Source organism: Enterobacter sp. BNK-14, assembly GCF_047456095.1.
Taxonomy (GTDB): domain Bacteria; phylum Pseudomonadota; class Gammaproteobacteria; order Enterobacterales; family Enterobacteriaceae; genus Enterobacter; species Enterobacter kobei.
Genome location: NZ_CP179897.1, coordinates 4,044,295 through 4,069,650, shown reverse-complemented (window position 1 = coordinate 4,069,650; position 25,356 = coordinate 4,044,295). Strand labels below are relative to the sequence as shown.

26 protein-coding genes are annotated in these 25,356 nt (G+C 60.1%); 12 read left to right on the top strand and 14 right to left on the bottom strand.

Annotated elements, in window-relative coordinates; translation table 11 throughout:
* The first annotated feature begins 65 nt into the window (after positions 1-65).
* Genes ACMGGM_RS19260 through ACMGGM_RS19250 form a run of 3 tightly spaced genes read left to right on the top strand, consistent with a single transcriptional unit; the run spans position 66 to position 1,905 of the window.
* Positions 66-680: a methylthioribulose 1-phosphate dehydratase gene (locus ACMGGM_RS19260; protein ID WP_014882969.1), complete on the top strand. Its 615-nt coding sequence runs from the start codon at positions 66-68 to the stop codon at positions 678-680.
* Entirely contained in the window at positions 677-1,366 is a 690-nt protein-coding gene (gene mtnC / locus ACMGGM_RS19255; RefSeq protein WP_014882968.1) for an acireductone synthase, read from the top strand. The genes ACMGGM_RS19260 and mtnC overlap by 4 nt, the downstream gene beginning before the upstream one ends.
* Positions 1,363-1,905 (top strand): 1,2-dihydroxy-3-keto-5-methylthiopentene dioxygenase, encoded by a 543-nt coding sequence (locus ACMGGM_RS19250; protein ID WP_014882967.1) that lies wholly within the window; start codon positions 1,363-1,365, stop codon positions 1,903-1,905. Before mtnC ends, ACMGGM_RS19250 begins: the two co-directional genes overlap by 4 nt.
* Positions 1,906-1,957: 52 nt before the next feature.
* Here the strand turns inward: ACMGGM_RS19250 and ACMGGM_RS19245 are convergent, their stop codons facing one another.
* Positions 1,958-2,428: an SRPBCC family protein gene (locus tag ACMGGM_RS19245; RefSeq protein ID WP_014882966.1), complete on the bottom strand. Its 471-nt coding sequence runs from the start codon at positions 2,426-2,428 to the stop codon at positions 1,958-1,960.
* A gap of 42 nt (positions 2,429-2,470) precedes the next feature.
* Complete coding sequence (mtnA, locus tag ACMGGM_RS19240; protein ID WP_014882965.1) at positions 2,471-3,487, bottom strand: S-methyl-5-thioribose-1-phosphate isomerase; 1,017 nt, start codon at positions 3,485-3,487, stop codon at positions 2,471-2,473.
* Positions 3,488-3,591: 104 nt separating this feature from the next.
* Here mtnA and mtnK point away from each other — a divergent pair, with 104 nt between their 5' ends.
* Positions 3,592-4,791, top strand: coding sequence for an S-methyl-5-thioribose kinase (mtnK, locus tag ACMGGM_RS19235; protein WP_014882964.1), 1,200 nt, complete (start codon positions 3,592-3,594; stop codon positions 4,789-4,791).
* Positions 4,792-4,853: 62 nt separating this feature from the next.
* Here mtnK and ACMGGM_RS19230 read toward each other — a convergent pair whose 3' ends face one another.
* The 4 genes from ACMGGM_RS19230 to ACMGGM_RS19215 are packed head-to-tail and all read right to left on the bottom strand — an operon-like array spanning position 4,854 to position 9,670.
* Positions 4,854-6,095 carry an LVIVD repeat-containing protein gene (locus ACMGGM_RS19230; RefSeq protein ID WP_014882963.1) on the bottom strand — a complete coding sequence of 414 codons (1,242 nt, stop codon included), beginning with the start codon at positions 6,093-6,095 and terminating at the stop codon, positions 4,854-4,856.
* Positions 6,092-7,156 (bottom strand): sugar ABC transporter substrate-binding protein, encoded by a 1,065-nt coding sequence (locus tag ACMGGM_RS19225; protein WP_023336903.1) that lies wholly within the window; start codon positions 7,154-7,156, stop codon positions 6,092-6,094. The genes ACMGGM_RS19230 and ACMGGM_RS19225 overlap by 4 nt, the downstream gene beginning before the upstream one ends.
* Positions 7,157-7,175: 19 nt before the next feature.
* Positions 7,176-8,171, bottom strand: coding sequence for an ABC transporter permease (locus tag ACMGGM_RS19220; RefSeq protein WP_014882961.1), 996 nt, complete (start codon positions 8,169-8,171; stop codon positions 7,176-7,178).
* On the bottom strand, positions 8,168-9,670 hold the full coding sequence (locus ACMGGM_RS19215; RefSeq protein ID WP_014882960.1) for a sugar ABC transporter ATP-binding protein: 1,503 nt from the start codon (positions 9,668-9,670) through the stop codon (positions 8,168-8,170). The genes ACMGGM_RS19220 and ACMGGM_RS19215 overlap by 4 nt, the downstream gene beginning before the upstream one ends.
* Before the next feature lie 159 nt (positions 9,671-9,829).
* Here ACMGGM_RS19215 and ACMGGM_RS19210 point away from each other — a divergent pair, with 159 nt between their 5' ends.
* From ACMGGM_RS19210 to ACMGGM_RS19195, 4 genes are all read left to right on the top strand, one after another.
* Positions 9,830-10,918 carry an oxidoreductase gene (locus tag ACMGGM_RS19210; RefSeq protein ID WP_014882959.1) on the top strand — a complete coding sequence of 363 codons (1,089 nt, stop codon included), beginning with the start codon at positions 9,830-9,832 and terminating at the stop codon, positions 10,916-10,918.
* Positions 10,919-10,977: 59 nt separating this feature from the next.
* Positions 10,978-11,721, top strand: coding sequence for an SDR family NAD(P)-dependent oxidoreductase (locus ACMGGM_RS19205; RefSeq protein ID WP_014882958.1), 744 nt, complete (start codon positions 10,978-10,980; stop codon positions 11,719-11,721).
* 183 nt (positions 11,722-11,904) lie between these two features.
* The gene (locus tag ACMGGM_RS19200; RefSeq protein WP_014882957.1) at positions 11,905-12,201 is read left to right on the top strand and encodes a type II toxin-antitoxin system RelE family toxin; all 297 of its coding nucleotides are present in this window, start codon (positions 11,905-11,907) and stop codon (positions 12,199-12,201) included.
* Entirely contained in the window at positions 12,182-12,586 is a 405-nt protein-coding gene (locus ACMGGM_RS19195; protein WP_014882956.1) for a helix-turn-helix domain-containing protein, read from the top strand. Before ACMGGM_RS19200 ends, ACMGGM_RS19195 begins: the two co-directional genes overlap by 20 nt.
* On the opposite strand, the gene ACMGGM_RS19190 is transcribed toward ACMGGM_RS19195, so the two are convergent.
* From ACMGGM_RS19190 to entC, 7 genes are all read right to left on the bottom strand, one after another.
* Positions 12,583-12,780, bottom strand: a complete 198-nt coding sequence (locus ACMGGM_RS19190) for a YbdD/YjiX family protein (protein WP_014169079.1) — start codon at positions 12,778-12,780, stop codon at positions 12,583-12,585. The genes ACMGGM_RS19195 and ACMGGM_RS19190 overlap by 4 nt on opposite strands.
* 59 nt (positions 12,781-12,839) lie before the next feature.
* A complete protein-coding gene (gene cstA / locus ACMGGM_RS19185) occupies positions 12,840-14,945 on the bottom strand; it encodes a pyruvate/proton symporter CstA (RefSeq protein ID WP_014882955.1) in 2,106 nt (701 codons plus the stop codon).
* Positions 14,946-15,094: 149 nt separating this feature from the next.
* Positions 15,095-15,508 carry a proofreading thioesterase EntH gene (gene entH, locus ACMGGM_RS19180; RefSeq protein WP_014882954.1) on the bottom strand — a complete coding sequence of 138 codons (414 nt, stop codon included), beginning with the start codon at positions 15,506-15,508 and terminating at the stop codon, positions 15,095-15,097.
* The gene (gene entA / locus ACMGGM_RS19175) at positions 15,509-16,264 is read right to left on the bottom strand and encodes a 2,3-dihydro-2,3-dihydroxybenzoate dehydrogenase EntA (RefSeq protein ID WP_014882953.1); all 756 of its coding nucleotides are present in this window, start codon (positions 16,262-16,264) and stop codon (positions 15,509-15,511) included.
* A complete protein-coding gene (locus ACMGGM_RS19170) occupies positions 16,264-17,118 on the bottom strand; it encodes an isochorismatase (RefSeq protein ID WP_014882952.1) in 855 nt (284 codons plus the stop codon). Before ACMGGM_RS19170 ends, entA begins: the two co-directional genes overlap by 1 nt.
* A 10-nt stretch (positions 17,119-17,128) precedes the next feature.
* Entirely contained in the window at positions 17,129-18,739 is a 1,611-nt protein-coding gene (entE, locus tag ACMGGM_RS19165; RefSeq protein ID WP_014882951.1) for a (2,3-dihydroxybenzoyl)adenylate synthase EntE, read from the bottom strand.
* A 9-nt stretch (positions 18,740-18,748) separates the two neighbouring features.
* Positions 18,749-19,924: an isochorismate synthase EntC gene (gene entC, locus ACMGGM_RS19160; protein WP_014882950.1), complete on the bottom strand. Its 1,176-nt coding sequence runs from the start codon at positions 19,922-19,924 to the stop codon at positions 18,749-18,751.
* Positions 19,925-20,111: 187 nt separating this feature from the next.
* Here entC and fepB point away from each other — a divergent pair, with 187 nt between their 5' ends.
* Positions 20,112-21,071, top strand: coding sequence for a Fe2+-enterobactin ABC transporter substrate-binding protein (fepB, locus tag ACMGGM_RS19155; protein ID WP_014882949.1), 960 nt, complete (start codon positions 20,112-20,114; stop codon positions 21,069-21,071).
* A gap of 83 nt (positions 21,072-21,154) precedes the next feature.
* On the opposite strand, the gene entS is transcribed toward fepB, so the two are convergent.
* Positions 21,155-22,390 carry an enterobactin transporter EntS gene (gene entS / locus ACMGGM_RS19150; protein WP_014882948.1) on the bottom strand — a complete coding sequence of 412 codons (1,236 nt, stop codon included), beginning with the start codon at positions 22,388-22,390 and terminating at the stop codon, positions 21,155-21,157.
* Between the two features lie 108 nt (positions 22,391-22,498).
* On the opposite strand from entS, the gene fepD reads away from it, so the two are divergent.
* Genes fepD through fepC form a run of 3 tightly spaced genes read left to right on the top strand, consistent with a single transcriptional unit; the run spans position 22,499 to position 25,283 of the window.
* The gene (fepD, locus tag ACMGGM_RS19145; RefSeq protein WP_014882947.1) at positions 22,499-23,503 is read left to right on the top strand and encodes a Fe(3+)-siderophore ABC transporter permease; all 1,005 of its coding nucleotides are present in this window, start codon (positions 22,499-22,501) and stop codon (positions 23,501-23,503) included.
* Entirely contained in the window at positions 23,500-24,492 is a 993-nt protein-coding gene (fepG, locus tag ACMGGM_RS19140; protein ID WP_414149064.1) for an iron-enterobactin ABC transporter permease, read from the top strand. Before fepD ends, fepG begins: the two co-directional genes overlap by 4 nt.
* The gene (gene fepC, locus ACMGGM_RS19135; protein ID WP_014882945.1) at positions 24,489-25,283 is read left to right on the top strand and encodes an iron-enterobactin ABC transporter ATP-binding protein; all 795 of its coding nucleotides are present in this window, start codon (positions 24,489-24,491) and stop codon (positions 25,281-25,283) included. The genes fepG and fepC overlap by 4 nt, the downstream gene beginning before the upstream one ends.
* The last annotated feature ends 73 nt before the right edge of the window (positions 25,284-25,356 follow it).

Sequence of the window (25,356 nt, the reverse complement as noted above, 5' to 3'; positions counted from 1 at the left end):
TTTGGCAATCAAGACGCTTAGACGTCTATACCATATCAATATTCCTGGTCGAGAGGTAAAAGGCAATGGCAGACAACCTGCAACTCACACAACTTGTCGACGCCTGCCGCTGGATTGGCGCCAAAGGCTGGGCACCCGCCACCGGTGGCAACATGTCTGTGCGACAGGATGAACACCTCTGCTGGTTGAGCGAATCCGGTAAAGACAAAGGCAGCCTGACCACGGCGGATTTTCTGCAGGTCGAGATCGCCACAAACCGTGCGCCATCAGGCCGCAAGCCGTCGGCAGAGACCGGGCTACACACCCTCATTTATCGCCTGTTCCCCGAGGCCAACGCTGTCCTGCACGTTCACACCGTCAACGCGACGGTGCTGTCACGTCTGGTCAGGGAAACCGAGCTGAACATCAGCGGCTTTGAGATGCAAAAATCGCTTACCGGACAGGCCACCCATCTGGATACCGTCTCCATCCCGGTGTTTGATAATGACCAGGATATCGACGCCCTCGCCTCGCGAATCGCCCATTACGCGCAGGAACGCCCGCTTAATTATGGTTTTCTTCTGCGCGGTCATGGCTTAACCTGCTGGGGACGCGATGTGGCCGAGGCCCGCCGCCATCTGGAAGGACTTGAATTTCTTTTTGAATGCGAAATGCGTTTACGACAACTGGAGAGAGTATGATTCGCGCAATTGTGACGGATATTGAAGGGACCACCAGCGATATCCGTTTTGTCCACGATGTTTTGTTCCCCTACGCGCGTGAGCGGCTGGCGGCGTTCGTCACCGCGCAGCAGTACGCCGAGCCGGTCAAATCCATTCTGGACAATCTGCGCGATGAAATCGGTAACCCGCACGCCAGCGTCAGCGAGCTTATTGACGCCCTCTTTGCCTTTATGGATGAAGACCGTAAATCCACGGCGCTCAAAGCGCTTCAGGGGATCATCTGGCACGATGGCTACGTGAATGGCGACTTTACCGGCCACCTCTACCCTGACGTCCTGCCTGCGCTGGAAAAATGGAAAGCGCAAGGGATTGATCTCTATGTTTATTCCTCGGGATCTGTCGCCGCACAGAAACTGTTATTTGGCTACAGCGACGAAGGTGATATTACTCATCTGTTCAGCGGCTATTTTGATACCCACATCGGCGCCAAGCGCGAGGTGGCGTCTTACCAGAACATTGCGGCCCAAACGGGCATCGCGCCGTCGCAGATCCTGTTCCTGTCAGATATTCATCAGGAGCTGGACGCGGCTGAACAGGCAGGCTTTCGTACCCTGCAGCTGATTCGCGGCGATGATGACGGGGCAAGCCATCACCATCAGGTCCACCAGTTTGACGAGATAAACCCGGAGCAGATCCCTTCATGAGCGCATTAACTGTCTATTCTGATAAAGACGCCAGTCAACCAAAGTGGCACAGCACCGACGCCGCCGAGATCGCCCGGCAGCTCAACGCCAAAGGCGTACGTTTTGAACGCTGGGACGCGGACCGCGATTTAGGTCAGGATCCCGCCCCGGAGGCGGTGATTGAGGCTTACCAGCATGCGATCGACAAACTGGTGGCAGAGAAAGGTTATCAGAGCTGGGACGTCATCAGCCTGCGGGCCGATAACCCACAAAAAGACGCGCTGCGCGCAAAGTTCCTGAGCGAACATACTCACGGCGAAGACGAAGTGCGCTTCTTCGTGGAAGGCGCGGGATTGTTCTGCCTGCACATTGGCGATGAGGTTTATCAGGTGCTGTGCGAGAAAAACGATCTGATCTCCGTACCCGCGGGTACGCCGCACTGGTTTGATATGGGTTCAGAGCCGAACTTTACCGCGATCCGTATTTTCGACAATCCGGAAGGCTGGGTGGCGCAGTTTACGGGCGATGCGATCGCGGATGCGTATCCACGTCTGGCATAATCTTTTCTCCCTCTCCCTGTGGGAGAGGGTTGGGGTGAGGGCTTAACGCGCACTACGCGTTAAGCCCTTTCACATACCCCACCAGCTGATCCAGCACAATCCCCCACCCTTCGTGGAAGCCCATCTGTTCATGCTGCTCACGAATTTCCTTCGTCGGGTGGCGCGCAATTGCCGTATAGCGGGTTTTGCCCTCGCCCACCTCCTCCAGCAGCAAAATCGCCGTCATAAACGGCTTCTCGGCCGGTTTCCAGCCTTCCGTATAACCGTCGGTAAAGACCAGTTTTTTTCCCGGGTCGATTTCAAGAAACACACCCCGGTTATCCATCCGCTGTCCGTCCACCTCAAATACGGTATTGAACCGACCGCCCACGCGCAGGTCGAGGTCGCATTCGGTCACTTTATGGGGAGCAGGAATGAAGAAGTTTTTGATGTGCTCGGGCGTGGTCCAGCAGAGCCACAGCAGGTCGCGCGGTGCATCCACCACGCGCTCCAGTTTTAAGTCAGTATCAGGATCAAGCGTCACGATATCGTCCTCTAAAGGGAACCCCTTAAAGGATAGCCGGACTCAGGCGAATTTCCCGTTTGCCACCTCTTCCGGCGTCACTACGCCCGTATCCAGCACCCAGCCGCTAATCAGCGAGGCTGGCGTAACGTCAAACGCCGGGTTATAGACCAGGGCGTTTTCCGGCGCCCACTGCACCGCCCCAAAGCTTCCCGCAACGCCCTTCACCTCACTGGCGGCGCGCTGCTCAATCGGGATCGCATCTCCGTTCGGGCACTCCGGGTCGAGGGTTGTTTGCGGGGCAGCCACGTAGAACGGAATGCCGTGGAATTTCGCCAGCACCGCAAGGGAATAGGTACCGATTTTGTTCGCCACGTCGCCGTTAGCGGCAATTCGATCGGCCCCTACCCACACGGCGTCCACTTCCCCTTTTGCCATCAGGCTGGCGGCCATGGAATCGGTAATCAGCCGATACGGCACGCCCAGCTCGCCAAGCTCCCACGCGGTCAACCTGCCGCCCTGCAGCAGCGGACGGGTTTCATCCACCCAGACGTTGCTGACATTTCCCTCCTGATAGGCGCGGGCAATCACGCCCAGCGCCGTGCCCACGCCCGCCGTTGCCAGCCCGCCGGTGTTGCAGTGGGTCAGCAGGCGGCTACCGGGCGTCACCAGCGCGCTGCCCGCGCGGGCGATAGCGTCACACAACTGCCTGTCTTCAGAAATCAGGCGCAGCGCTTCAGACACCAGCGCCGAAACGAAATCTTCCTGCCAGAGCGCCAGCTTCATACGGTCAAGGTTGTTCATCAGGTTCACCGCCGTCGGGCGGGACGCGCGCAGGGTTTCCAGCGCCACGGCGAGTTCATCACGGCTTTTGCCGCTTTCCGCCAGCAATGCCAGCAGCAGGCTTGCAGAGAGACCAATCAGCGGCGCACCGCGCACGCGCAGAGCATGGATATGCCCGACCAGCGTCTCTACCGTGGAGGCCTCAAGCCAGCGTTTCTCCTGCGGAAGCGCCTGCTGGTCGAGAATAAAGAGCTGATTATCCGCCACCCGCAGGCTGGTCGTCTGTAATGTCTGCATGTCGTTAATTCCCTGTTGCGTTGTTGTAGCACATTGTGTCAGGATGAAATCCAGATGTATAGACGTCTACATGTCTTTATTAGCAAACTCGTGAGGAGCAGGCCATGTCGCAATACCGTACCTTTACCCCTCAGGACGCCGTGGAGTATGCCAGGCAGTTTGGTGGACTCGACGATCCTTCCTCGCTGGTGGAGGCGCAGGAAGTGGGCGACGGCAACCTCAATCTGGTTTTCAAAATTTTCGATGCCCAGGGCACAAGCCGCGTCATCGTCAAACAGGCGCTGCCCTACGTGCGCTGTGTCGGCGAGTCCTGGCCGCTGACGCTGGACCGCGCCCGTCTGGAGGCGCAAACCCTGGTCGAGCATTACCAGCACAGCCCGCAGCACACCGTGAAAATCCACCACTTTGACCCGGAACTGGCGGTGATGGTGATGGAGGATCTCTCCAGCCATCGCATCTGGCGCGGCGAGCTGATTAAAAACAATCACTATCCTCAGGCCGCGCGTCAGCTGGGTGAATACCTCGCATACACGCTGTTCCACACCAGCGATTTCTACCTGCATCCGCACGCGAAAAAAGCGCAGGTAGCGAAATTCATCAACCCGGAGATGTGTGAGATCACCGAAGATCTGTTCTTCAACGATCCGTACCAGATCCACGAACGCAACAACTACCCGGTCGAGCTGGAAAATGACGTCGCCGCCCTGCGCGACGATGCCCAGTTGAAAATTGCCGTGGCCTCCCTGAAGCATCGCTTTTTCTCACACGCTGAAGCGCTGCTGCACGGGGATATTCACAGCGGCTCCATTTTTGTGGCGGACGGCAGCCTGAAGGCCATTGACGCCGAGTTCGGCTACGTTGGCCCGATTGGCTTTGACGTCGGCACTGCCATTGGCAACCTGCTGCTCAACTTCTGCGGCCTGCCGGGGCATCTGGGTATTCGCGATGCCGCCGCCGCCCGCGAGCAGCGCCTGATCGACATTCAGGCGCTGTGGAACACCTTCGCGGAGCGCTTCCAGGCATTAGCAAACGAAAAAACGCGAGACGCCGCGCTCAGTGCGCCGGGCTATGCTTCCGCGTTTCTGAAAAAGGTCTGGCATGACGCCATTGGTTTCTGCGGCACCGAACTGATTCGCCGCAGCGTCGGGCTTTCCCACGTCGCGGATATCGACACCATTCAGGATGACGCCATGCGCCACGAATGCCTGCGCCATGCGATTACCCTCGGCAAGGCGTTGATTGTCATTGCCGAGCGCATCGACAGCGCGGAAGAGCTGGTGGCACGCGTGCGGCAGTACAGCTGAGTGCTTCTGGTTTTCTCCCTCTCCCCGTGGGAGAGGGTCGGGGTGAGGGCACCAAACCGCACTCACCCTAAATACTCAATCACCGACAACCCACCGTTATAATCCGTGCTGTAGATAATCCCCTGAGCATCCACAAACACGTCGCAGGACTGGATCACCTGCGGGCGATTCGGCCGCGTATCCATCATTCTTTCCGGCGCAGCTGGCACCAGCGCACCGGTCTCCACCGGGCGATACGGGTTGGAAATATCATACGCGCGTACGCCCGCGTTCTGGTAAGTGGCAAAAATCAGCGTCGAGCTGACAAAACTCCCCGGCCGGTTCTCGTGCAGGTTGTGCGGCCCAAAGTGCGCCCCTTTCGCCACGTAGTCGGTTTCATCCGGCTGCGGGAAAGTCGAGATACTCACCGGGTTCGACGGCTCGCGGATATCAAACAGCCAGATCAGCTTCTCCCCATCCTCCTGGTTATCCAGCACCGCTTCGTCGAGCACCACCAGCAGGGAACGGTCCGGCAGCGGCAGCGCGGTATGCGTCCCGCCACCAAACGGCGGGCTCCAGTTGCGATGGCTAATCAGCTTTGGTTGAGTGCGGTCTTTCACGTCCAGCAGCGTCAGACCACCGTCGCGCCAGCTCCCATAGGCGGTATCGCCGGCGATAATCGCGTGGTGCAGCGCGTGGCGCTTCCCTTCGGGCCAACTGGGCTTTTCCCCTTCGGCCTGGTTCATCCCCGGCAGCCACCAGCGCCCCGCCACTTCAGGCTTGCGCGGGTCGGCCAGATCGATGGTCAGAAAGATATAATCGGTAAAGCCGTCAATCAGCGCCGACACGTACGCCCAGCGCCCGCCGACGTACCAGATGCGGTGGATCCCGATGCCGTTCAGCGAAAGAAAGCCGATTTCACGCGGCTTGTCCGGGGTAGAGATATCAAACACCCGCAGCCCGGCGCTCCAGCCTTTGTCCCGCACGTCGCTGACGGTCTCCCCCACCTGACGGGTGTAGTAAACCTTCTCATCGGCAAAGCGGGCATCGGCAAACAGATCCCGGGCGTTGATCACCAGCAACAGATCGTCATGCGCCTGCAAATGCACGTTCCAGGTGCCGGGCGGCGCGGGAACATAACCTGCCGCTTTCGGTTTTTCCGGGTCGCGCACATCGACGATGGAAAAACCCTGCGACACCATATGACCGATATACGCGAAACCGCGATGCACCATCAGCTGCACGCCGTCCGGGCGACCGCCCTGGTCGCTATGGCCAATCAGCCGCATATTGCGGCTGTATTCGGGCGTAGGGAGCACACTCATTTATTTTTAGCTTCCAGCGTCGCAAACCACGGCGCGATAAAATCGTCCGTCTGGCCCCAGCCCGGAATGATTTTCCCAAGCGACGCCACGTTCACCCCACCCGGCTGGGCGGTCAGCAGCGCCTGCGGAATGGCAGCGGCTTTAAAGTCATAGGTTGCCGGGGTCGCTTCTCCGGCAATCTTATTGGCGATCAAACGCACGTTGGTTGCGCCAATCAACTTCGGATCCACCGCCACGCTTACCTTCCACGGGCTGCCCGGCTCGCGCATCAGCTGCAGATCCTGGTTAGATATATCGATGCTGTAGAGTTTGATCTCGGTGCGCCCGTTCTCTTTCAGCGCCTTATACGCGCCCTGGCTGAAGGCATCCCAGGTGCCCCAGATAGCGTCGATTTTTCCTTTCGGGTATTTCGCCAGGATAGCGCCCACCTTGTTGGCGGTATCCCCCTGCACGTCAGAGGAGACCGCACCAATGGATTCCAGCTCTTTGATCTCCGGATACTGTTTTTGCAGTTCCTTGTACGCCGCCTGACGACGCTCCATCGGCGGGAAGCCCGCCACCCACAGCTTGACAATATTGGCCTTTCCGTTGAAATCTTTCGCCAGCTGGCCGAAGGAGAGGTTCGTCAGCGAAGCATCATCCTGCTGAGTAACGGTCACGCCCGGGATCTCGCCGTTCACCGCCGTATCAAACACGGCGACTTTAATCCCGGCATCCACCGCCTTCTTCACCAGCGCGGTGGAGTACGGATCGCGCCCCTGAGACAGGATAATCCCGTCGTACTTCTGGCTGATTGCCTGGTTCACGAAGTCCTGGAATTTGGCATCGTCCCCGTTGCTTAAAAAAGTGCTGACCTTAAAGCCGAGTTTCTTCCCTTCCTGAATCGCCCCCGCCACAAACTGCGTGGTGTTGTCGTCGGAGCCGAGGTTGCGGATCACCGCGATGCGGATCGGACCCTCGTGGTTCGCAATGGCAGCCGGCACCGGTGCGGGCGTGGCCGCGAAGCCTGGCAGCGCAGTCAATAATCCAAGTGCTACCAATGAGCGTGCAATTTTTTTCATTTTTTATCCTGTTGTGTTATCAGCGTTTTTGTATGTAGGTCATCGCCAGCGCCACCGCGAGCACCAGCCCTTTTATAATGTCCATGGCGTAATACGGCACGGAGAGCATCACCAGCCCGTTCGACAGCACGCCGAGAATAACTGCCCCAACCAGCGTCCCCAGCGCGTTCGGCTTGCCGGAACCCGCCAGCGAGAAGCCGATCCACGCCGCGGCCACCGCATCCATCAGATAACCGCCCCCGGCATTCACCTGCGACGAGCCAATGCGCGAGGCCAGCAAAATCCCGCCCAGCCCCGCCAGCAGCGAGGCGATCACGTAAGCTGCCACCTTGTAGCGCGTGGTGCGAATACCGGAGAGGCGCGCGGCTTCCGGGTTGCCGCCGATGGCGTACATGCGTCGGCCATGCGTGGTGAGGGACAATCCCAGCTGCGCGAGAACCGTCACCACCAGCATGATGATGACGATGGTCGGCACCTGCCCCAGCAGGCTGAACGCCGCCGGAATGGTCCCTTCCGCCATATCACCGCTCGGCAGCACCATGTTTTCGGTAATCGACCCGCCATAGCTGTAAGTCATCGCCACGCCCTGGATCACAAACAGGCTGGCGAGGGTTGCGAGCATGTCCGGAATACGCAGGATGACGATCAGAAACGCGTTGAACAGCCCCACCAGCGTGCAGAGCGCAAGGGTAATCAGAATCGACTCGGTAGTGCCGAAGCCGTGCCAGACGAAAAGCGATATCACCAGCGCGTTTGCCAGCGACGCGGTGGATCCCACGGAGAGATCGAACCCGCCGATGGTCAGCGAAATCGATACGCCAATGGCAATCACCGTCACGATGGCGATCGCGCGCAATATGTTGATGATGTTGTTCGGATCGAGGAAGTTGTCCGAGGCCAGGCCAAACACCGCCACCAGCGCGACGACGGTCAGCAACATGCCCCACTTGTAGAGAAAATCGAAAATATGCTGACGGCCTGACGCCGCCGCAGTCACTGAAAGGGCCTTACTCACGACGCCGATCCTCCGGTTGAATAATAAAGTAGTGTCTCTTCACGGGCCTCGGCCCCGGCGATTTCCGCCACGATACGTCCGTCCCACAGCACGCAGATGCGGTCGCACAGCCCGACCAGCTCGGCAAATTCACCCGAGGCATAAATCACCCCTTTGCCCTCGCGCGCCAGGCCGTCAATCAGCTGGAACAGATCGGTTTTAGCTTTCACGTCCACGCCCTTCGTCGGCTCGTCGAAAATCAGCACGCTGGCATCATTACGCAGCCATTTACCGATGGCGACCTTCTGCTGGTTGCCGCCGGATAAACGGCGCAGCACCTGCCCCGGCCCCCGCGCACGCACGCCGACGCGGGCAATCACCTCTTCTGCCCAGCGCCACGCCTGACGATGACCAAACAGGCTCCAGCGCGAGAAGCTGTTATCGGCGCACACGGCAAGGTTCATGCTCACGGGCTCGTCGATAAAAATGCCCTCCTTGCGCCGCTCCTCCGGCACCAGCGCCAGCCCGCGCAGCACCGAGTCGGCCGGGTCGTGCGGTTTCCAGGGCTGATAATTCAATTCGCCTTGTGCCACCCGGCTTTTCGTGGCGCCAAACAGCGCCTTACAAAGTTCGGTTTTACCCGCGCCCGCCAGCCCGGCAATGCCCAGAATTTCGCCTTTGCGCAGGTGAAGGGAGATATCTTTCAGCAGCGCGTCATCGTGCAGGCCCTCTACGCGCAGCAACGTTTCGTCGCTGTGCGGGGGGCGAGCAGGCGGGTAAATATCGCTCAGCACGTGGCCAAGCATCTTCTCAACGATCGCTTCGCCGCTGAGATCGGCCATCGGGCCGGACTCAATCAGCTTGCCGTCACGCAGCACCGTCAGGGTGTCGCAGATGGCTTTCAGCTCGTGAATACGGTGCGAGATAAACACTACGCCGATGCCCTGCTGCTGCAGGCGTCTCACCACCGCAAACAGGCGCTCGCTTTCGTGTGCATCCAGCGGTGCGGTGGGTTCATCCAGAATTAAAAAACGGCAATGATGGGACAGCGCCCGCGCCAGCAAAATCTGCTGTTTTTCAGCAAGCGTGCAGCTGTCGACCGATCGCCGAACATCCATGGACACGTCCAGTTGCGCCAGCGCCTGTCTCGCCTGGTGACGAACCGCACGCCAGCTGAAGCGGTGCCCGGGCTGCGCAAGCTGGTCGAGCATGATGTTCTCGGCAATGCTCAGCCCCGGGATCAGCGCCACGTCCACTTCCTGCTGCACAAGGTGAATGCCCAGCCGTTTGGCGTCCAGCGGCTCGCGGATCGTCACCGACTGGTTGTTAATGCAAATCTCGCCTTCATAGCGATCGTGCGTTCCGCACAGCACCGCCATCAGCGTCGATTTCCCCGCGCCGTTGGCGCCGGTCAGCGCATGCACCGACCCTCCGCTCAGGGTAAAGTCCACCCGTGACAGCGCCTGAAAGCCGGAAAAGGCCAGGCTGATACCACGCATCTCAAGGCGACTGGAAACCATCCGCGTAAATCCTTCATTACTCTTCTGATTTATCGAATTTTTCACAGCGCCGGTTGACTGACAACGACGGAAAAGGCATAAGATAAAGCGAAATATTATTAGCCATCCGGATGTCCAGACATAACATCGGGTTAGCGCGTGCTAAAAAAGGACAACACCATGAGCAATACCGATATCCGCGTCGTGCCCGGCCCGGCGAACTACTTCTCCCACCCAGGCAGCCTTGTGCATCTCAATGATTTCTTCACGCCAGAGCAGCTTTCCCGCGCGGTGTGGATTTACGGCGAGCGCGCCATCGAAGCCGCGCGCCCTTTCCTGCCAGCGAGCTTTGACGCGCCGGGGGCAAAACACCTGCTGTTTAAGGGCCACTGCAGCGAGCGCGACGTCAGCCACCTGGTGAATGAAGCCGGCAGCGACGTCAGCGTGGTGATAGGCATCGGCGGCGGCGCGGTGATGGATACCGTCAAAGCCGTGGCGCGCCGTTCAGGTGTACCGTTCGTGGGCATCCCCACCATCGCCGCGACCTGCGCGGCGTGGACCCCGCTCTCCGTCTGGTATAACGATGAAGGCCAGGCGCTGCAGTTTGAGATTTTCGACGACGCGAACTTCCTGGTGCTGGTGGAGCCGCAGATCGTTCTCAATGCCCCGGCGGAATACCTGCTGGCGGGCATCGGCGACACGCTGGCGAAGTGGTACGAAGCGGTTGTGTTGGCACCTGAGCCGGAAAACCTGCCCCTGACCGTGCGGCTGGGCATCAACAGCGCGCTGGCGATCCGCGACGTGCTGCTGGAACGCAGCGAGGAAGCGCTGGCAGACCAACAGCGTGGCGAGTTATCGCAGGCGTTCCGGGACGTAGTGGATGCGATCGTTGCCGGCGGTGGAATGGTCGGCGGTCTGGGCGAGCGCTACACCCGCGTGGCGGCGGCGCATGCCGTACATAACGGGTTAACCGTGCTGCCGCAGACGGAAAAATACCTGCACGGCACCAAGGTGGCCTACGGCATTCTGGTGCAAAGCGCCCTGCTCGGCCAGGACGACGTGCTGGCGCAGCTGGTGGCGGCCTATCAACGCTTTAACCTGCCGACCCGGCTACGCGAACTGGACGTTGATATTAATAACCGCGACGCGCTGGATAAGGTTATTACCCACACTCTGCGTCCGGTGGAGTCGATTCATTATCTGCCCGTTGAGTTAACCCCTGACGTTCTGCGCGCCGCGTTTGAGAAGGTGGAAACATTCCCCCGTTAAATGCGCCGACCGTCTATACCTAATGATGATTCTCACCACTCTCTCGCAACGAGGTCATCATGCAGATCGATTTAACAGGTAAGAAAGCGCTGGTTACCGGCGCCAGCCGTGGGTTGGGCCGTGCGATAGCCCTGTCGCTGGCCCGCGCCGGTGCCGATGTGGTTATAACGTATGAAAAATCAGCCGATAAAGCCCAGGCGGTCGCCGATGAGATAAAAGCGCTTGGCCGATACGGTGAAGCCGTACAGGCTGACAGCGCCAGCGCGCAGGCGATTCAGGATGCCGTCACCCATGCGGCGCGCGCGCTCGGCGGGCTGGACATTCTGGTCAACAACGCCGGGATCGCGCGCGGTGGCCCGCTGGAGTCCATGACGCTGGCTGACATTGACGCCCTGATCAACGTCAACATCCGCGGCGTGGTGATCGCCATTCAGGAAGCGCTGGTGCACATGTCTGACGGCGGGCGCATCATTAACATCGGCAGCTGCCTGGCAAACCGCGTGGCCATGCCCGGTATTGCCGTTTACTCCATGACCAAGTCGGCTCTCAACTCTCTTACCCGCGGCCTGGCGCGCGATCTCGGCCCGCGCGGCATCACCGTCAACCTGGTGCATCCCGGCCCGACCAACAGCGATATGAACCCGGAGGACGGCGAACAGGCGGAAGCCCAGCGCCAGATGATTGCGGTCGGCCATTACGGTCAGCCGGAAGACATCGCGGCGGCAGTCACTTTCCTTGCCAGCCCGGCCGCCGGGCAGATCTCCGGTACCGGTCTGGACGTGGACGGCGGTTTGAACGCCTGAACGCATATTTTCTGCAAGCCTCTGTCACCCGGCAGAGGCGCTTCCGGGCCGCCTCGACGGTTTGCGTTTTGCCGCTTTCTCGCGGTTTTTCGCCGCTCTACAGTACCCCATTAGAAATTCGGATTTTATCTAATAGTCTTATTATTTCCTTATATTTTGTGTGGGCGTACAGTGGAGGTACGGATGAAGATTGTCTGGTCAAAGAATGCAAAGAAAGAGTTTTCCAAAATCGATGGCCGATATCAGCGAAGAATCAAAGTTAAACTTTCTGAGCTAGACGATCGCTCAGCTCCCCAGCCCGATATCAAAAAAATATCGGCGACAGAAAATCATTTCCGGCTACGCGTTGGCGATTACCGCATTCTGATTACACTTCGGGACGATCCCGATAAACATTGTTATGTTTTGGCCGTCAAGCGCAGAACATCAACGACCTACCTTCACGAGGAGAAAGCCCCCTATGGCTGTTCAGCTAATTAAGGACGATGACGGAAAAACGCAGTACGTGGTTATTCCCTATGATGAATACTTTCGTATGTGCTTACAGATGGCAGAAATCGACGACGAAACCGACGATGATCTGGAGGATATTGAAGTCGAACACGATTGTTATGATGACGTAGGTTTACCGGGGGAAGTGTGCGACATCATGCATAACGAGAACGTCAGCCTGCAGGCCGCGTGGCGCATCCATTGCGGGTTATCCCAGCAGGAGGTGGCGCAGAAACTCGGCATCACCCAGTCCGCCGTCTCACAGCTGGAAGCGCTGGACTCCCGCCCGCAAAAACGTACCCGCGAAAAGCTGGCGGCAATTTACGGCTGCAAGCAGGAGCAGATCAGCCTCTATTTACCAAAAGAGGGTTAACAGCACTTCGCCCCGCCCTTGCCGCCGTAGCGGGCGTCCTGGCGGTCGCGGAAAAAGGCTTCATAGGTCATGGGCGTCTGGTCCGGATGGTTGACGCGCATATGTTCAACGTAGTTGTCGTAGTCCGGCACACCAATCATCATTTTGGCGGCCTGGCCCAGGTACTTACCTGCTTTGGAGAGGGTGTCGAACATCGTTCTGGTCTCACAGAAAATGTAGGCCGGGTAAGCGCTAGCGCCACCCGGCACACTGGTTAATGCGCCCCTTTCGCCTGGGTGACAATCTCTTCCAGGTTTTCAGGCATTGGCTCATACGGTGTCTCTTTCGCCGTTGGCTTATCCACTTTCAATGCTGCCAGCGCGGTTTTAAGAGAATACAACGCCAGCACCACGACCACCACCATAAAGAAGATGGTCAGCCCGGCATCCAGACGGTTATTAAACACCAGCTGCGACAGCTGAGACTCGGTGTACTGCGCCGGGATCTTGCCGCTGTCGATCATCGCCTGGAACTTATTGGCAATCGCCAGGAAGCCCACTTTGTTATCCGGGCTGAAGGCTTTCTGCCAGCCTGCCGTCAGGGTACAGATCAGCAGCCACGCGGTCGGCACCAGCGCCACCCACGCATAGCGCTGGCGCTTCATTTTGAACAGCACCACCGCGCAGAGCATCAGCGCCATGCCTGCCAGCATCTGGTTAGCGATACCGAACAGCGGCCAGAGCGTGTTAATGCCACCGAGCGGATCCACCACGCCCTGATGCAGGAAGTAGCCCCACGCCAGCACGCACAGCGCCGTCGCCAGCAGGTTTGCCGGGAGCGAATCAGTACGCTTCAGGTTCGGGGAGATCACCCCCAGCAGATCCTGCAGCATAAAGCGCGCCGCACGCGTACCGGCATCCACCGCCGTCAGGATAAACAGCGCCTCGAACAGAATGGCGAAGTGATACCAGAACGACACGTCCATCAGCCCACCCAGCGCACCGTGGAGAATGTAGGCCATACCCACCGCCAGCGTTGGCGCACCACCCGCACGGGAGATAATTGACTGCTCGCCCACCTCATTAGCGATATGCGTCAACGTTTCAGGGGTAATCGCAAAGCCCCAGCCGCTGACCACCTGCGCAGCAGACGCCACGACGTCAACGGTCCCGGCCGGGGCCAGTACCGCCATCGGGCTGTTCATCGCGAAGTAGACGCCCGGGTCGATAATACAGGCGGAAACCAGCGCCATAATGGCGACGAAGGATTCCATCAGCATGCCGCCGTAGCCAATCAGGCAGGCCTGATTTTCATTCGCCAGCATCTTCGGCGTGGTCCCGGAGGCAATCAGCGCGTGGAAACCAGACACCGCACCGCAGGCGATGGTGATAAACAGGAACGGGAACAGATTGCCCGTCCAGACCGGGCCGGTACCGTCGATGAACTTAGTCAGCGCAGGCATGGTCAGGGTCGGACGCATAATCAGAATGCCGATCGCCAGCCCGACGATGGTACCGATTTTCAGGAACGTAGAGAGGTAGTCACGCGGGGCCAGCAGCAGCCACACCGGCAGTACCGCTGCCACAAAGCCATACCCCACCAGCATCCAGGTCAGCTGTATACCGGTAAAGTCGAAGAACGGTGCCCAGATCGGGCTTTCCGCCACCCAGCCGCCGGAAATAATGGCGAAGACCAGGAACACCAGGCCAATCACCGACACTTCACCAATGCGGCCCGGGCGCAGGTAGCGAATGTAGATCCCCATAAACAGCGCCAGCGGTATGGTGAACGCGACGGTGTACGTCCCCCACGGACTGTGGGTCAGCGCTTTCACCACAATCATCGCCAGCACCGCGAGAATGATCACCATGATCATAAAGGTCGCCACCAGGGCAATCACCCCGGCGGTTGCGCCCATCTCCTCTTTCACCAGCTCACCCAGTGAACGGCCGTCGCGGCGAGTGGAGACGAACAGCACCATAAAGTCCTGCACCGCGCCCGCCAGCACCACGCCCGCGAGGATCCAGATCATCCCGGGCAGGTAGCCCATCTGGGCCGCCAGCACCGGTCCTACCAGTGGACCCGCCCCGGCAATCGCCGCAAAATGGTGACCGAACAGCACTTTTTTGTCGGTCGGGACGTAGTCCAGACCGTCATTATGACGTACGGCAGGCGTCATGCGCGTCGCATCAACGCCCAGGACGGTTTTCGCGATATAGCGGCCATAAAAACGATACGCGATCAGATAAATGCAGACGGAGGCGACAACGATCCAGAGCGCATTGATCTGTTCCCCCCGGTTGAGGGCGATATAGCCCAGGGCAAAAGCTCCCACAACGGAGAGCCCTGCCCATGTAAGGTATTTCCCTGAGTTGTTCATTGTGGTTATCCGTTGTTGTGAAACAGTGAGATGTTACATTTTGTTTCTAGAACAACGGCAAATATTTAACAACTCTGAAACGCAATAATGTGTGGTCAAACCAGAGATTTACACCACAGTGTTAAGCCGATCACTTTCAGCTAAATGACTTACCCCAACACCATCGTACTCAACCTGCAGGTACAGCATCGTCGTCCCTGCTCGTCGAAAACCACGATTTCCCAGCTCTGGTTTGTTCTCCCCAGATGCAGCGGCTGGCACACCCCACGCACCTTTCCCTGCGCCACGGCACGGTGGTGTGTGGCGTTCAGTTCGGTGCCCACGACGCTTTGCCCGTCACGGGTCATCAGAAATCCGGCCATCGACCCCAGCGTTTCCGCCAGCGCGGCTGAGGCGCCGCCGTGCAGCAGGCCAAACGGCTGATGGGTACGCGCATCCACCGGCATCTCGGCCTCGAGCGTGTCGTCGCCGAGGCGGGTATAGACGATGCCCACATGCGCCACCAGGGTGTTCATGCTGGTCGCGTTCAGCTCGTCGAGCGATAAATGACGTTTCCAGATCATTTACGCCCCCAGCGTGGAGCCGCCGTCCACCACGATATCCTGCAGAGTGATATGGCTGGCGGCATCGGAGGCAAGGAACAGCACGGTACTGGCAATCTCCTGCGGACGGGCGATTTTGCCAAGCGGAATACCAAGCTTGAACTGCTCGCCAAAACCGCGAATGCGCTGCTGCTGTGCATCGTCGTTTGTCCAAAGGGTGCGCTGCATATCGGTGTCCGTTGACCCCGGCGACACCAGGTTACAGCGTACGCCGCTGCCCGCCAGCTCCAGGCCGACGGTCAGGGCGAGGCTTTTCAGTGCCGCTTTCGAGGCGCCGTAGGCGCTCATCCCGATACGCGGCGTATGTGCCGCGTCAGAGGCGACGGTGACGATCGCCCCGCCCTGCTGACGGCGAAACTGGCCCATCGTCTGCTGGAACAGGTTGAACGCGCCGCCAACGTTAACCGCGAAGGTCTGCTGCCAGTCCTCCTGCGAGAGCTGGTCCGTCGCCCCCATACGCAGAATACCCGCCGCGTTGACCAGCACGTCGAGCCGCTCAAGAGTGCTGAGCAAACGCCCGCACAGGTTACTCACCTGCGCGGCATTCGCTACATCCAGCGTTTCGGTGGCAAACGGATAATCGTCCTGCGGGAAGGCCAGATCGAACCCGGTCACCTGCGCGCCCGCGTCAACAAACGCCAGCGCCGTCGCGTAGCCAATCCCCTTCCCCGCGCCCGTCACCCAGACGGTTTTGCCGCTGAAATCAAATCCCGCCATCACTTCACCTCGCGGGAGAGCAGCGCCCACCAGGCGTCGAGGGTAGGATTTTTGGCCAGCATCACGAAGTCGATATCGCCATGCACTTTGCGCCAGCGGGCGGCCAGCGCCATCATGCGCACCGAGTCCAGACCATAGTCGATCAGGTTTTCGTCATCCATCGGCTCATCGGACTCGTCCAGCAGCGGCAGGATCAGCGCGCGCAGCGCCGTTTTCGATGCCGGAATGGACGGCAGCAGCTCGTCGGTCATCACCACGCGGCCTGAACGCCCGGCAACGTAGTTGAGGGACATCAGGTGCTCGTCGCGGGTGAAATCCGCCAGCGCGTCGGCGATAAAGAACGGCTTGATGTCGCGCATAAAGGCATCGGTCGCGGTGGTCATACAGCCGATGTGGGCGTACACGCCGGTAATCAGCAGCTGGTTGCGGCCGGTCTCTTTCAGCATCTGCTCCAGCGGCGAACGATGGAACGCGCTATAGCGCCACTTCACCAGCACGGTGTCCGCTTCGTCCGGCGTCAGTTCGGCCACAATACGCTGCTGGTCCGGCGAGCGGGTCAGGCCCGGCCCCCACATGTCGTTCAGCAGGGCGCGGTCCTCATCGCTCTGCTCTTTTGGCTGCGCGGTGTAGTACACCGGAATATTGTGCGCTTTGCAGTACGCGCGAAGTCTGGCGATATTCGCGACCACCTGTTGCATCATGGCGCTGTTTTCGCCCCAGAAATTCAGGAAATACTCCTGCATGTCGTGGATCAGCAGCGCGGCACGTTCTGGCTCGAACGCCCAGTTCACTTTATTGGCTGGCAGTTCTGCAGCGGTCGGCAGCGCGTAAGCGGTTAATTTTGGAATGGCCATACTCTGTTCCTCAGCCCTGTGCCCGTTCAGCCAGCCACAGGCGCAACTGTTTCTTATCGACTTTGCCGACCGGCGTCAGCGGGAGCGCATCCACGCTCTCCACGCGGTCCGGCAGTTTAAACTCGGCAACGCCCTCCTCGCGGAGGAAGCGGCGCACCTCGACCGCGCGCAGGGGCTTTTTCACCACCAGATACGCGCAGCTCTTTTCGCCCAGCAGGCTGTCCTCCATGCTCACCAGCGCGGCGTGGATCACCGACTCATGGCGCAGCAGCAGGTTTTCGATCTCTTCCGCGGCGATCTTCTCTCCGCCGCGGTTGATCTGATCTTTCTCGCGCCCCTGCACGGTGATATAGCCCTGCTCGTCGATGGCGATCAGATCGCCGGAGCAGTAAAAACCCTCTGCGTCGAAAGCGCTGGCGTTGTGTTCCGGGCTGTTAAAATAGCCGCGGAAGGTGTACGGCCCGCGCGTCATCAGACGCCCGACTTCCCCGCGCGGCAGCGGATTGCCGAGTTCATCTGCCACCCACACTTCGTCGTCCGGACACATCGGGCGGCCCTGGGTATTGATGATGCGTTCCGGCGCGTCGTCGAGCGCGGTGTAGTTCACCAGCCCTTCCGCCATGCCAAACACCTGCTGAAGCTGACAGCCGATTTCCGCCGGAATGCGCGCGGCAAGCGTGGCGGAAAGGCGCGCACCGCCCACCTGCAGGAGCTTGAGAGATTTAAGCTGTGCGTTCCCCGCGCCGTCGGCAATCGCCTGCAACCACAGGCTGACCGCCGGTGGCACCAGCGAGGTGACGTTGATCTGATGTTGTTCAATCAACGGGAAGCAGAGCGTGGCGCTCGGGTCGCTCGCTAACACCACACAGCCACCCGCCGTGAAAACGCCTAGCGATCCCGGCGAACTCATGGCGTAGTTATGTGCTGCGGGCAGCGCGTTCAGATAACGGGTCTTCGCGGTAATGCCGCAAATCTCGTTGCTGCGGCGGATGCTGTAGTCGTAATCGTTGTGCGTGCGCGGGATCAGTTTCGGCGTGCCGGTGCTCCCCCCGGAAAGCTGAAAGAAGGCCACTTCATCGGCGGGCGTCGGGTTCGGGATGACGTTGTCCGCCGGGCGGGCAATCGCCGCGTCCAGGGCGTGTTCGCCCTTATCGCCGCGCAGGAGCACGACGCGTACCGACCGATGCGTATCCACGAAGGTGTTGAGGAAATCATCGTCCGCGAACAGCGCGTGATCGCGATCGGCAATCAGCACGGCGGGTTTGATCTGCATAGCGTAGGCGTTCAGTTCGCTGCGCTGATGGCTAAATAGCGCGTTGACCGGCGCGACGCCGATTTGCAGCAGCGCAAAGAAGGTCATGTAGAACTCGGCCACGTTGCCGAGCTGTACCAGTGCGGTCTCGCCACGGTGCAGCCCCTGCGCCTGAAGTGCGGACGCGAGGTTGTTCACCGCCTGATTAAAGTTACGATAGGTGATACGCCGATCGCCGTCGATAATCGCCACGGCATCGCTGTCCGCATGGTCCGTCAGGATGTGGGTCAGCGGCAGATCCTGCCAGTAGCCTTTTTCTCGGTAGCGACGGGCAAAATCCTCCGGCCAGCGGGTAAAGGGAATGGTCATCAGTCTTCCTTAGTGCAAACCAAACACGTTGAGCATGGTGGAAAGCTTCACACCGGTTTCACGCCATTCGCCCACCGGAGAGGAGGCAGGCACAATGCCCGCGCCAGCAAACAGGCGAACGGTATTTTTATGCAGCCGCGCGCAGCGGATGGTCACCACCCACTCGCCGTTCCCTTCGCTGTCGCACCAGCCGACGATGCCGCCGAACAGCTCGCGATCAAACGGTTCCAGCTCGGCAATCAGCGCTTTCGCCGCCTGATGCGGGAAGCCGCTCAGGGCCGGGGTCGGGTGCAGCAGGCAGGCCAGCGTCAGGGCGTTCTCGTTTTCACGCGCCTCGCCCTCCACCGGCGTTGCCAGGTGCCACAGCGTTGGCGTGGTAATGAGCTGCGGAGAAGACGGCATGCTCAGGTGATGGCTGCGCGGTTCCAGAATCGCTTTCATCGCCTGGGTGACCAGGTCGTGCTCGTGGCGATCTTTTTCGGACGCCAGCAGCTTATTACCCGCCTCGCGATCCAGCACATCGTCCGGCTGACGACGCGCGGAGCCTGCCAGCGGCAGCGAGCTAAAGTGCGCGCCCTCTTTACGCAGCAGCAGTTCCGGGCTGGCGCCGAGCAGCACGCCCCCGTCCTCCAGCGGTACGTGGAAGTTAAAACTGGCCGGATTCTGGGCGATAAGGCGCTCTATCAGGGCGCCGCTGTCCAGCTTTTTGTCAGCCGCGATATCAATCAGGCGCGACAACACCACCTTGTTCACCTGCGGGGTGGCGGTGAGCGACGCTGCACGCGCGACCATCTCTTCAAACACGGACTGCGCAGGGATCTCGGTGCGTTGTTGCACCTTCAGCGCCTGTGAACCGGAGAAATAACGTGCGGATTGCTGACGCGCAGGACGGGAAAAGGTCTGCCAGCGTTGCGGAATAAACAGCGACGACGGCTTGCGGGTATCAAAGGGAATGGCACCCACCATCACCGGATGGGCAATGCCGCTGGCTTTCGCATTCCGGAAAGCCAGGGCTAATTTTTGCTGGAAGTGACCTGCCGGATCGTCGCCGCCGACGGCGGGTTCACTGAAGCGGGCAAAACAGCCGGAGGTGGTAAAACTGCGGTAAGGCGACATAAAGAAAAAGCTGTCTGATGGCAGCGTGGTCGCGGTGTGCTGAACTTCCTCAGCCAGGGACGTGTCCATATCATCCTCCACAAACGATAAAAGAAGCAATAATGATTATCATTTATATTTTCGTCGGCTAACCTAATCCCACAGCGCCCCGCTGTCAACCGTCGGACAAATAACTTATGCGACAAACGCTTGCATCCCTTCCCGGCAACCATGAAAATGAGAAGCATTATCTTCAACAAAAACAGGATGCCGAGCTGTGAATCTTCCCGCCCTTTTCCGTAATGCCCTTTTTTTAACAGGCGTATTTGTTTTAGGCGTTACCTCATCGATTGCCGCCGACTGGCCGCGTCAGGTCACCGACAGCCGTGGCGTTCATACCCTTGAGCACAAACCGACGCGCATTGTCTCCACCAGCGTGACCCTGACCGGCTCCCTGCTGGCAATTGATGCGCCGGTTATCGCCAGCGGTGCGACCACGCCGAATAACCGCGTCGCGGATGCGCAGGGTTTCCTGCGCCAGTGGGGAGACATTGCGAAACAGCGTAAGGTTGCGCGGCTGTATATTGGTGAACCCAGCGCAGAGGCGGTGGCCGCCCAAATGCCGGATCTGATTTTGATCAGCGCCACCGGAGGGGATTCGGCGCTGGCGCTATACGATCAGCTCTCGGCCATCGCACCCACGCTTATCATCAACTACGACGACAAAAGCTGGCAGGAACTGCTGACGCAGCTGGGCACGATGACCGGACACGAAAAGCAGGCCGCCGAGCGCATTGCCGCATTTGATGAACAGCTCGCCCAGGTGAAGCAGCAGATGACGCTGCCGCCGCAGCCAGTAAACGCCATCGTCTATACCGCCGCCGCACACACGGCGAACCTGTGGACCACGGAATCGGCCCAGGGCAAGCTTCTGCACCAGCTGGGCTTTACGCTGGCGGACCTGCCTGCCGGGTTGCATACCTCGAAAAGCCAGGGGAAACGCCACGACATTATTCAGCTAGGCGGGGAAAACCTGGCGACGGGGCTAAACGGCGAAGGGCTGTTTGTCTTTGCCGGCGACCAGAAAGACGTGGATGCGATCTACGCCAACCCGCTGCTGGCGCACCTGCCAGCTGTGCAGAACAAGCGCGTCTGGGCGCTGGGAACGGAGACGTTCCGCCTGGATTATTACAGCGCGATGTTGGTGTTACAGCGTTTAGAGGCAATTTTCAGGTAATAACTGCGCCCGGTGGCGCTTCGCTTACCGGGCCTACGGGTGCAAAATGTAGGCCGGGTAAGGCGCAGCCGCCACCCGGCAAATCACACCGGAGCACTCTCCTGCCTGAACCGACGCAACTCCACCAAAACCGCCAGTAAAATCACGCCAACAACGGCTAACACTAACCCGCTGCTGCTCGCCGAGGCCACCGGGCTCATGACGGCTCCCAGTCCGCCAAGGATCGCCGCACCGATCGCATCCCCCGTCACGTTCTGCGCGGTCCACAAACCATTAATGCGCCCGAGCATCCCCTCCGGCGTCTGGGTCTGGATCAGGGTGTACTGTAAAAGCGAGCTGATGGCGCTCAGCCAGCCAAAGATCGTCAGACACATCACCCCGAGCGCCCACACCGGCATCAGGCTGAAGAAGCCAATGGCAACAAACGAGGCCAGCGTAGCAAGCAGCATAATCAGCCCCGGACGCGCGCTCTGCGCCAGATGACCGCTGGTCAACGCGCCACACGCCGCGCCGAGCGGAATGGCGGCGTAGAGAATACCGATTTCCGAGGCGCTCATCTGCCACTCGCCCGCCAGCGCCGGGTACAACACGCGCACCGCGCTCGCCATGGTCAGCAGGCCACCGAGCAGCGCAATGCCGCCAATCAGCGGGTTGCTGAACAGAAAACGAATGGCCGCCATCAGGGACTTCAGCGGATGCTCACGCGGCTGCGGCGGAGGTGGCAGCAACGGCAGGCGCAGCAGCGTCAACGTGGTAATGAAGGTTCCCGCCGCCGCCAGCCCGTAGTTCCACGCCACGTTGCCGGTGGCCAGTAGCAGGCCACCCACCATCGGCGAAATCACCGAGCCGAGGCGCACGGTGAGCATGGTGATCGCCCCCGCCTGCATCAGATTCTCACGCCCCACCAGCGCAGGCGTCGCCGCCAGCAGCGCCGTCACGCCTAGCGAGGCAAAAAAACCGTCCCACAGCCCCAGAGCGTAAATTGCCATCAGCGACGGCTCCGGCAGCAAAGCGTTAATACACAGCCCGATAAAGCCCACGCCACAGGTGCCGCGCGCCAGCAGGATCAGTTTTTTACGCTCGTAGCGGTCCGCCAGCACGCCGCCGACCATCAGGCCGATAAACATTGCGCTGCCGGTTAACGTAACCGATAACCCCACCAGCCAGCTGGAGTGCGTCATGGCCTGGATCTGGACCGGCACCGCCACGCCGAGCAGCCCGAGGGACAAAATGGAGATAAAGCGCGCGATAAAAACGGCGCGATACGCCGGGTGCGTTTTGAGCAGGCTGAGGTTGAGCAGCCAGGATTTTTGATTCATGACAAAGCCTTGAGTCTATTTCTACCCATTCCATGGGCGCACATGCTAACATAGCCAAATAAGATAGATAACGATAATCACTATCATTATCAAATCATGGATGTTGCTATGTCGTTTTCCTCTTCTGCGGTGCGCGCCATTGCCGTGCCCGTATTATTGCTGCTGTTGATCCTTGCGATTGCACTCAGTCTGCTGGTTGGCGCGAAGTCCCTGCCCGCATCCGTTATTGTCGATGCGCTCTCCGGAAGCTGCCAGAGCGCCGACTGCGTTATCGTGCTCGACGCTCGTCTGCCCCGAACCCTCGCCGGACTGCTGGCCGGTGGTGCCCTCGGTCTTGCCGGGGCCCTGATGCAAACCCTCACCCGTAACCCGCTGGCGGACCCCGGTATTCTCGGCGTGAACTCTGGCGCCAGCTTTGCCATCGTGCTCGGCGCGGCGCTGTTCGGATTGACGTCACCTTCTGAGCAACTGGTGATGGCCTTTTGCGGCGCGCTGGCCGCCTCGCTGGTGGTCGCGTTTACCGGCAGCCAGGGCGGCGGACAGCTAAGCCCAGTACGCCTGACGCTGGCTGGCGTAGCGCTCGCAGCGGTGCTGGAAGGCTTATCCAACGGCATCGCCCTGCTCAACCCGGACGTCTACGACCAGCTGCGCTTCTGGCAGGCCGGCTCGCTGGATATCCGTACTCTCGACACGCTGAAAGTGGTGGCGCTCCCGGTCATTATCGCCGCCGCCGTGGCGCTGTTGTTAAGCCGGGCGCTCAACAGCCTCAGTCTTGGCAGCGACACCGCGACCGCACTCGGCAACCGCGTGGCGCGTACGCAGCTGGTTGGCCTGCTCGCCATCACCGTCCTGTGCGGCTGCGCGACCGCCGTGGTCGGCCCGATTGCCTTTATCGGCCTGATGATGCCGCACATGGCGCGCTGGCTGGTGGGGGCCGATCACCGCTGGTCATTGCCGGTCACCTTGCTTGCCACCCCGGCCCTGCTGCTGTTTGCCGATGTGCTCGGCCGTCTACTGGTGCCAGGCGAACTGCGCGTTTCGGTGGTCAGCGCCTTTATCGGCGCGCCGGTGCTGATCGTCCTGGTACGACGCAGACGCGGAGGTGGCGCATGAGGCTTCTGTCCCGTCGTTTAATAACCAGCGTATCTCTGCTGGTTATCGCCACGGTTATGCTGGCGGTCTGGAGCCTGCAAAGCGGTGCGGTCACGCTCGATTTCGTGCAGGTCTTCCACGCCCTCACGGGCAGCGCCCCGCGCAATATCACCCTGGTGGTCACCGAATGGCGACTGCCGCGGGTGGCGATGGCGATTCTGGTGGGCGCAGCGCTCGGGGTCAGCGGCACGATTTTCCAGTCGCTGATGCGCAACCCGCTCGGCAGCCCGGACGTAATGGGCCTGAATACCGGAGCCTGGAGTGGCGTACTGGTGGCGATGGTGCTGTTCGGCCAGCACCTGACAGCCATCACCTTTACGGCGATGGCGGGCGGTATTCTGACGTCGCTGGTTATCTGGCTGCTTGCCTGGCGCAACGGCATCGATACCTTCCGCCTGATCATCATCGGTATTGGCGTGCGCGCCATGCTGATGGCCTTTAACACCTGGCTGTTACTGCAGGCCACGCTGGACACCGCGATCTCCGCCGGGCTGTGGTATGCCGGTTCACTCAACGGCCTGACGTGGGGCAAAACCTGGCCCGCCGCGCCGTTGATTTTGCTGATGTTTATCGGCGCGCTGCTGCTGGTGCGCCGCATGCGGCTGCTGGAGATGGGCGACGACAGCGCCTGCGCGCTGGGCGTGAGCGTTGAGCGCTCGCGCCTGATGCTGATGCTGGTGGCCGTATTACTGACCGCCGCCTCCACCGCCATCGCCGGGCCGATATCCTTTATTGCGCTTGTCGCCCCGCACATCGCCCGGCGTCTTAGCGGCACCGCGCGCTGGGGATTAACCCAGGCGGCGCTGTGCGGATCGCTGTTACTGCTGGCCGCCGATCTCTGCGCCCAGCGGCTGTTTATGCCCTATCAACTGCCGGTGGGCGTGGTAACCGTCAGCCTCGGCGGGATTTACCTCATCGTCTTGCTCGTTCAGGAGTCACGCAAGAAATGACAGACACAACAACCCGCTTGCGCGGCGAAAACCTTACCCTTGGCTACGGCAAAAAAATCATTGCCCGTGATTTAACCGTCGTTATTCCGGACGGCCACTTCACGGCGATTATCGGCCCGAACGGCTGCGGCAAATCAACCTTGCTGCGCACGCTGAGCCGCCTGATGACCCCGGTTGAGGGCAGCGTGTTTCTGGACGGAGAGCAGATCCAGCGCTTCGCCAGCAAAGAGGTGGCCAGGCGCATCGGGCTGCTGGCGCAAAACGCCACCACGCCGGGGGACATCACGGTGCAGGAACTGGTCTCGCGCGGGCGCTATCCGCACCAGCCGCTGTTTACCCGCTGGCGTAAAGAGGACGATGAAGCGGTAAACCGCGCGATGCAGGCGACGGGGATTACCGCTCTCGCCCAACAAAGCGTCGACACCCTTTCCGGGGGCCAGCGCCAGCGCGCGTGGATTGCGATGGTGTTAGCGCAGGAAACCTCCATTATGCTGCTGGACGAGCCAACAACGTGGCTGGATATCAGCCATCAAATTGACCTGCTGGAGCTGCTGAGCGAGCTGAACCGCACCCAAGGGTATACGCTGGCGGCGGTGCTCCATGATTTGAACCAGGCGTGCCGCTACGCGACGCATCTGATTGCCTTGCGCGACGGTGAGATTGTGGCGCAGGGCGCGCCGAAGGAGATTGTCACGCCGGATCTGATCGCGCAGATCTACGGTATGCGCTGCATGATTATTGACGATCCGGTGGCGGGAACGCCGCTGGTGGTGCCATTGGGTCGGCGGTAACTGCCGGGTGGCGGCTACGCCTTACCCGGCCTACATTCAGCTCCCGTAGGCCCGGTAAGCACAGCGCCACCGG

What these genes read in the sequence shown, in the direction of transcription:
- ACMGGM_RS19260 (WP_014882969.1), top strand. Translation starts at nt 66, where the DNA reads ATGGCAGACAACCTGCAACTCACACAACTTGTCGACGCCTGCCGCTGG.
- mtnC (WP_014882968.1), top strand. Translation starts at nt 677, where the DNA reads ATGATTCGCGCAATTGTGACGGATATTGAAGGGACCACCAGCGATATC.
- ACMGGM_RS19250 (WP_014882967.1), top strand. Translation starts at nt 1,363, where the DNA reads ATGAGCGCATTAACTGTCTATTCTGATAAAGACGCCAGTCAACCAAAG.
- mtnA (WP_014882965.1), bottom strand. Translation starts at nt 3,487, where the DNA reads ATGCAGACATTACAGACGACCAGCCTGCGGGTGGCGGATAATCAGCTC.
- mtnK (WP_014882964.1), top strand. Translation starts at nt 3,592, where the DNA reads ATGTCGCAATACCGTACCTTTACCCCTCAGGACGCCGTGGAGTATGCC.
- ACMGGM_RS19230 (WP_014882963.1), bottom strand. Translation starts at nt 6,095, where the DNA reads ATGAGTGTGCTCCCTACGCCCGAATACAGCCGCAATATGCGGCTGATT.
- ACMGGM_RS19225 (WP_023336903.1), bottom strand. Translation starts at nt 7,156, where the DNA reads ATGAAAAAAATTGCACGCTCATTGGTAGCACTTGGATTATTGACTGCG.
- ACMGGM_RS19215 (WP_014882960.1), bottom strand. Translation starts at nt 9,670, where the DNA reads ATGGTTTCCAGTCGCCTTGAGATGCGTGGTATCAGCCTGGCCTTTTCC.
- ACMGGM_RS19210 (WP_014882959.1), top strand. Translation starts at nt 9,830, where the DNA reads ATGAGCAATACCGATATCCGCGTCGTGCCCGGCCCGGCGAACTACTTC.
- ACMGGM_RS19205 (WP_014882958.1), top strand. Translation starts at nt 10,978, where the DNA reads ATGCAGATCGATTTAACAGGTAAGAAAGCGCTGGTTACCGGCGCCAGC.
- ACMGGM_RS19200 (WP_014882957.1), top strand. Translation starts at nt 11,905, where the DNA reads ATGAAGATTGTCTGGTCAAAGAATGCAAAGAAAGAGTTTTCCAAAATC.
- ACMGGM_RS19195 (WP_014882956.1), top strand. Translation starts at nt 12,182, where the DNA reads ATGGCTGTTCAGCTAATTAAGGACGATGACGGAAAAACGCAGTACGTG.
- ACMGGM_RS19190 (WP_014169079.1), bottom strand. Translation starts at nt 12,780, where the DNA reads ATGTTCGACACCCTCTCCAAAGCAGGTAAGTACCTGGGCCAGGCCGCC.
- cstA (WP_014882955.1), bottom strand. Translation starts at nt 14,945, where the DNA reads ATGAACAACTCAGGGAAATACCTTACATGGGCAGGGCTCTCCGTTGTG.
- entH (WP_014882954.1), bottom strand. Translation starts at nt 15,508, where the DNA reads ATGATCTGGAAACGTCATTTATCGCTCGACGAGCTGAACGCGACCAGC.
- entA (WP_014882953.1), bottom strand. Translation starts at nt 16,264, where the DNA reads ATGGCGGGATTTGATTTCAGCGGCAAAACCGTCTGGGTGACGGGCGCG.
- ACMGGM_RS19170 (WP_014882952.1), bottom strand. Translation starts at nt 17,118, where the DNA reads ATGGCCATTCCAAAATTAACCGCTTACGCGCTGCCGACCGCTGCAGAA.
- entE (WP_014882951.1), bottom strand. Translation starts at nt 18,739, where the DNA reads ATGACCATTCCCTTTACCCGCTGGCCGGAGGATTTTGCCCGTCGCTAC.
- entC (WP_014882950.1), bottom strand. Translation starts at nt 19,924, where the DNA reads ATGGACACGTCCCTGGCTGAGGAAGTTCAGCACACCGCGACCACGCTG.
- entS (WP_014882948.1), bottom strand. Translation starts at nt 22,390, where the DNA reads ATGAATCAAAAATCCTGGCTGCTCAACCTCAGCCTGCTCAAAACGCAC.
- fepD (WP_014882947.1), top strand. Translation starts at nt 22,499, where the DNA reads ATGTCGTTTTCCTCTTCTGCGGTGCGCGCCATTGCCGTGCCCGTATTA.
- fepG (WP_414149064.1), top strand. Translation starts at nt 23,500, where the DNA reads ATGAGGCTTCTGTCCCGTCGTTTAATAACCAGCGTATCTCTGCTGGTT.
- fepC (WP_014882945.1), top strand. Translation starts at nt 24,489, where the DNA reads ATGACAGACACAACAACCCGCTTGCGCGGCGAAAACCTTACCCTTGGC.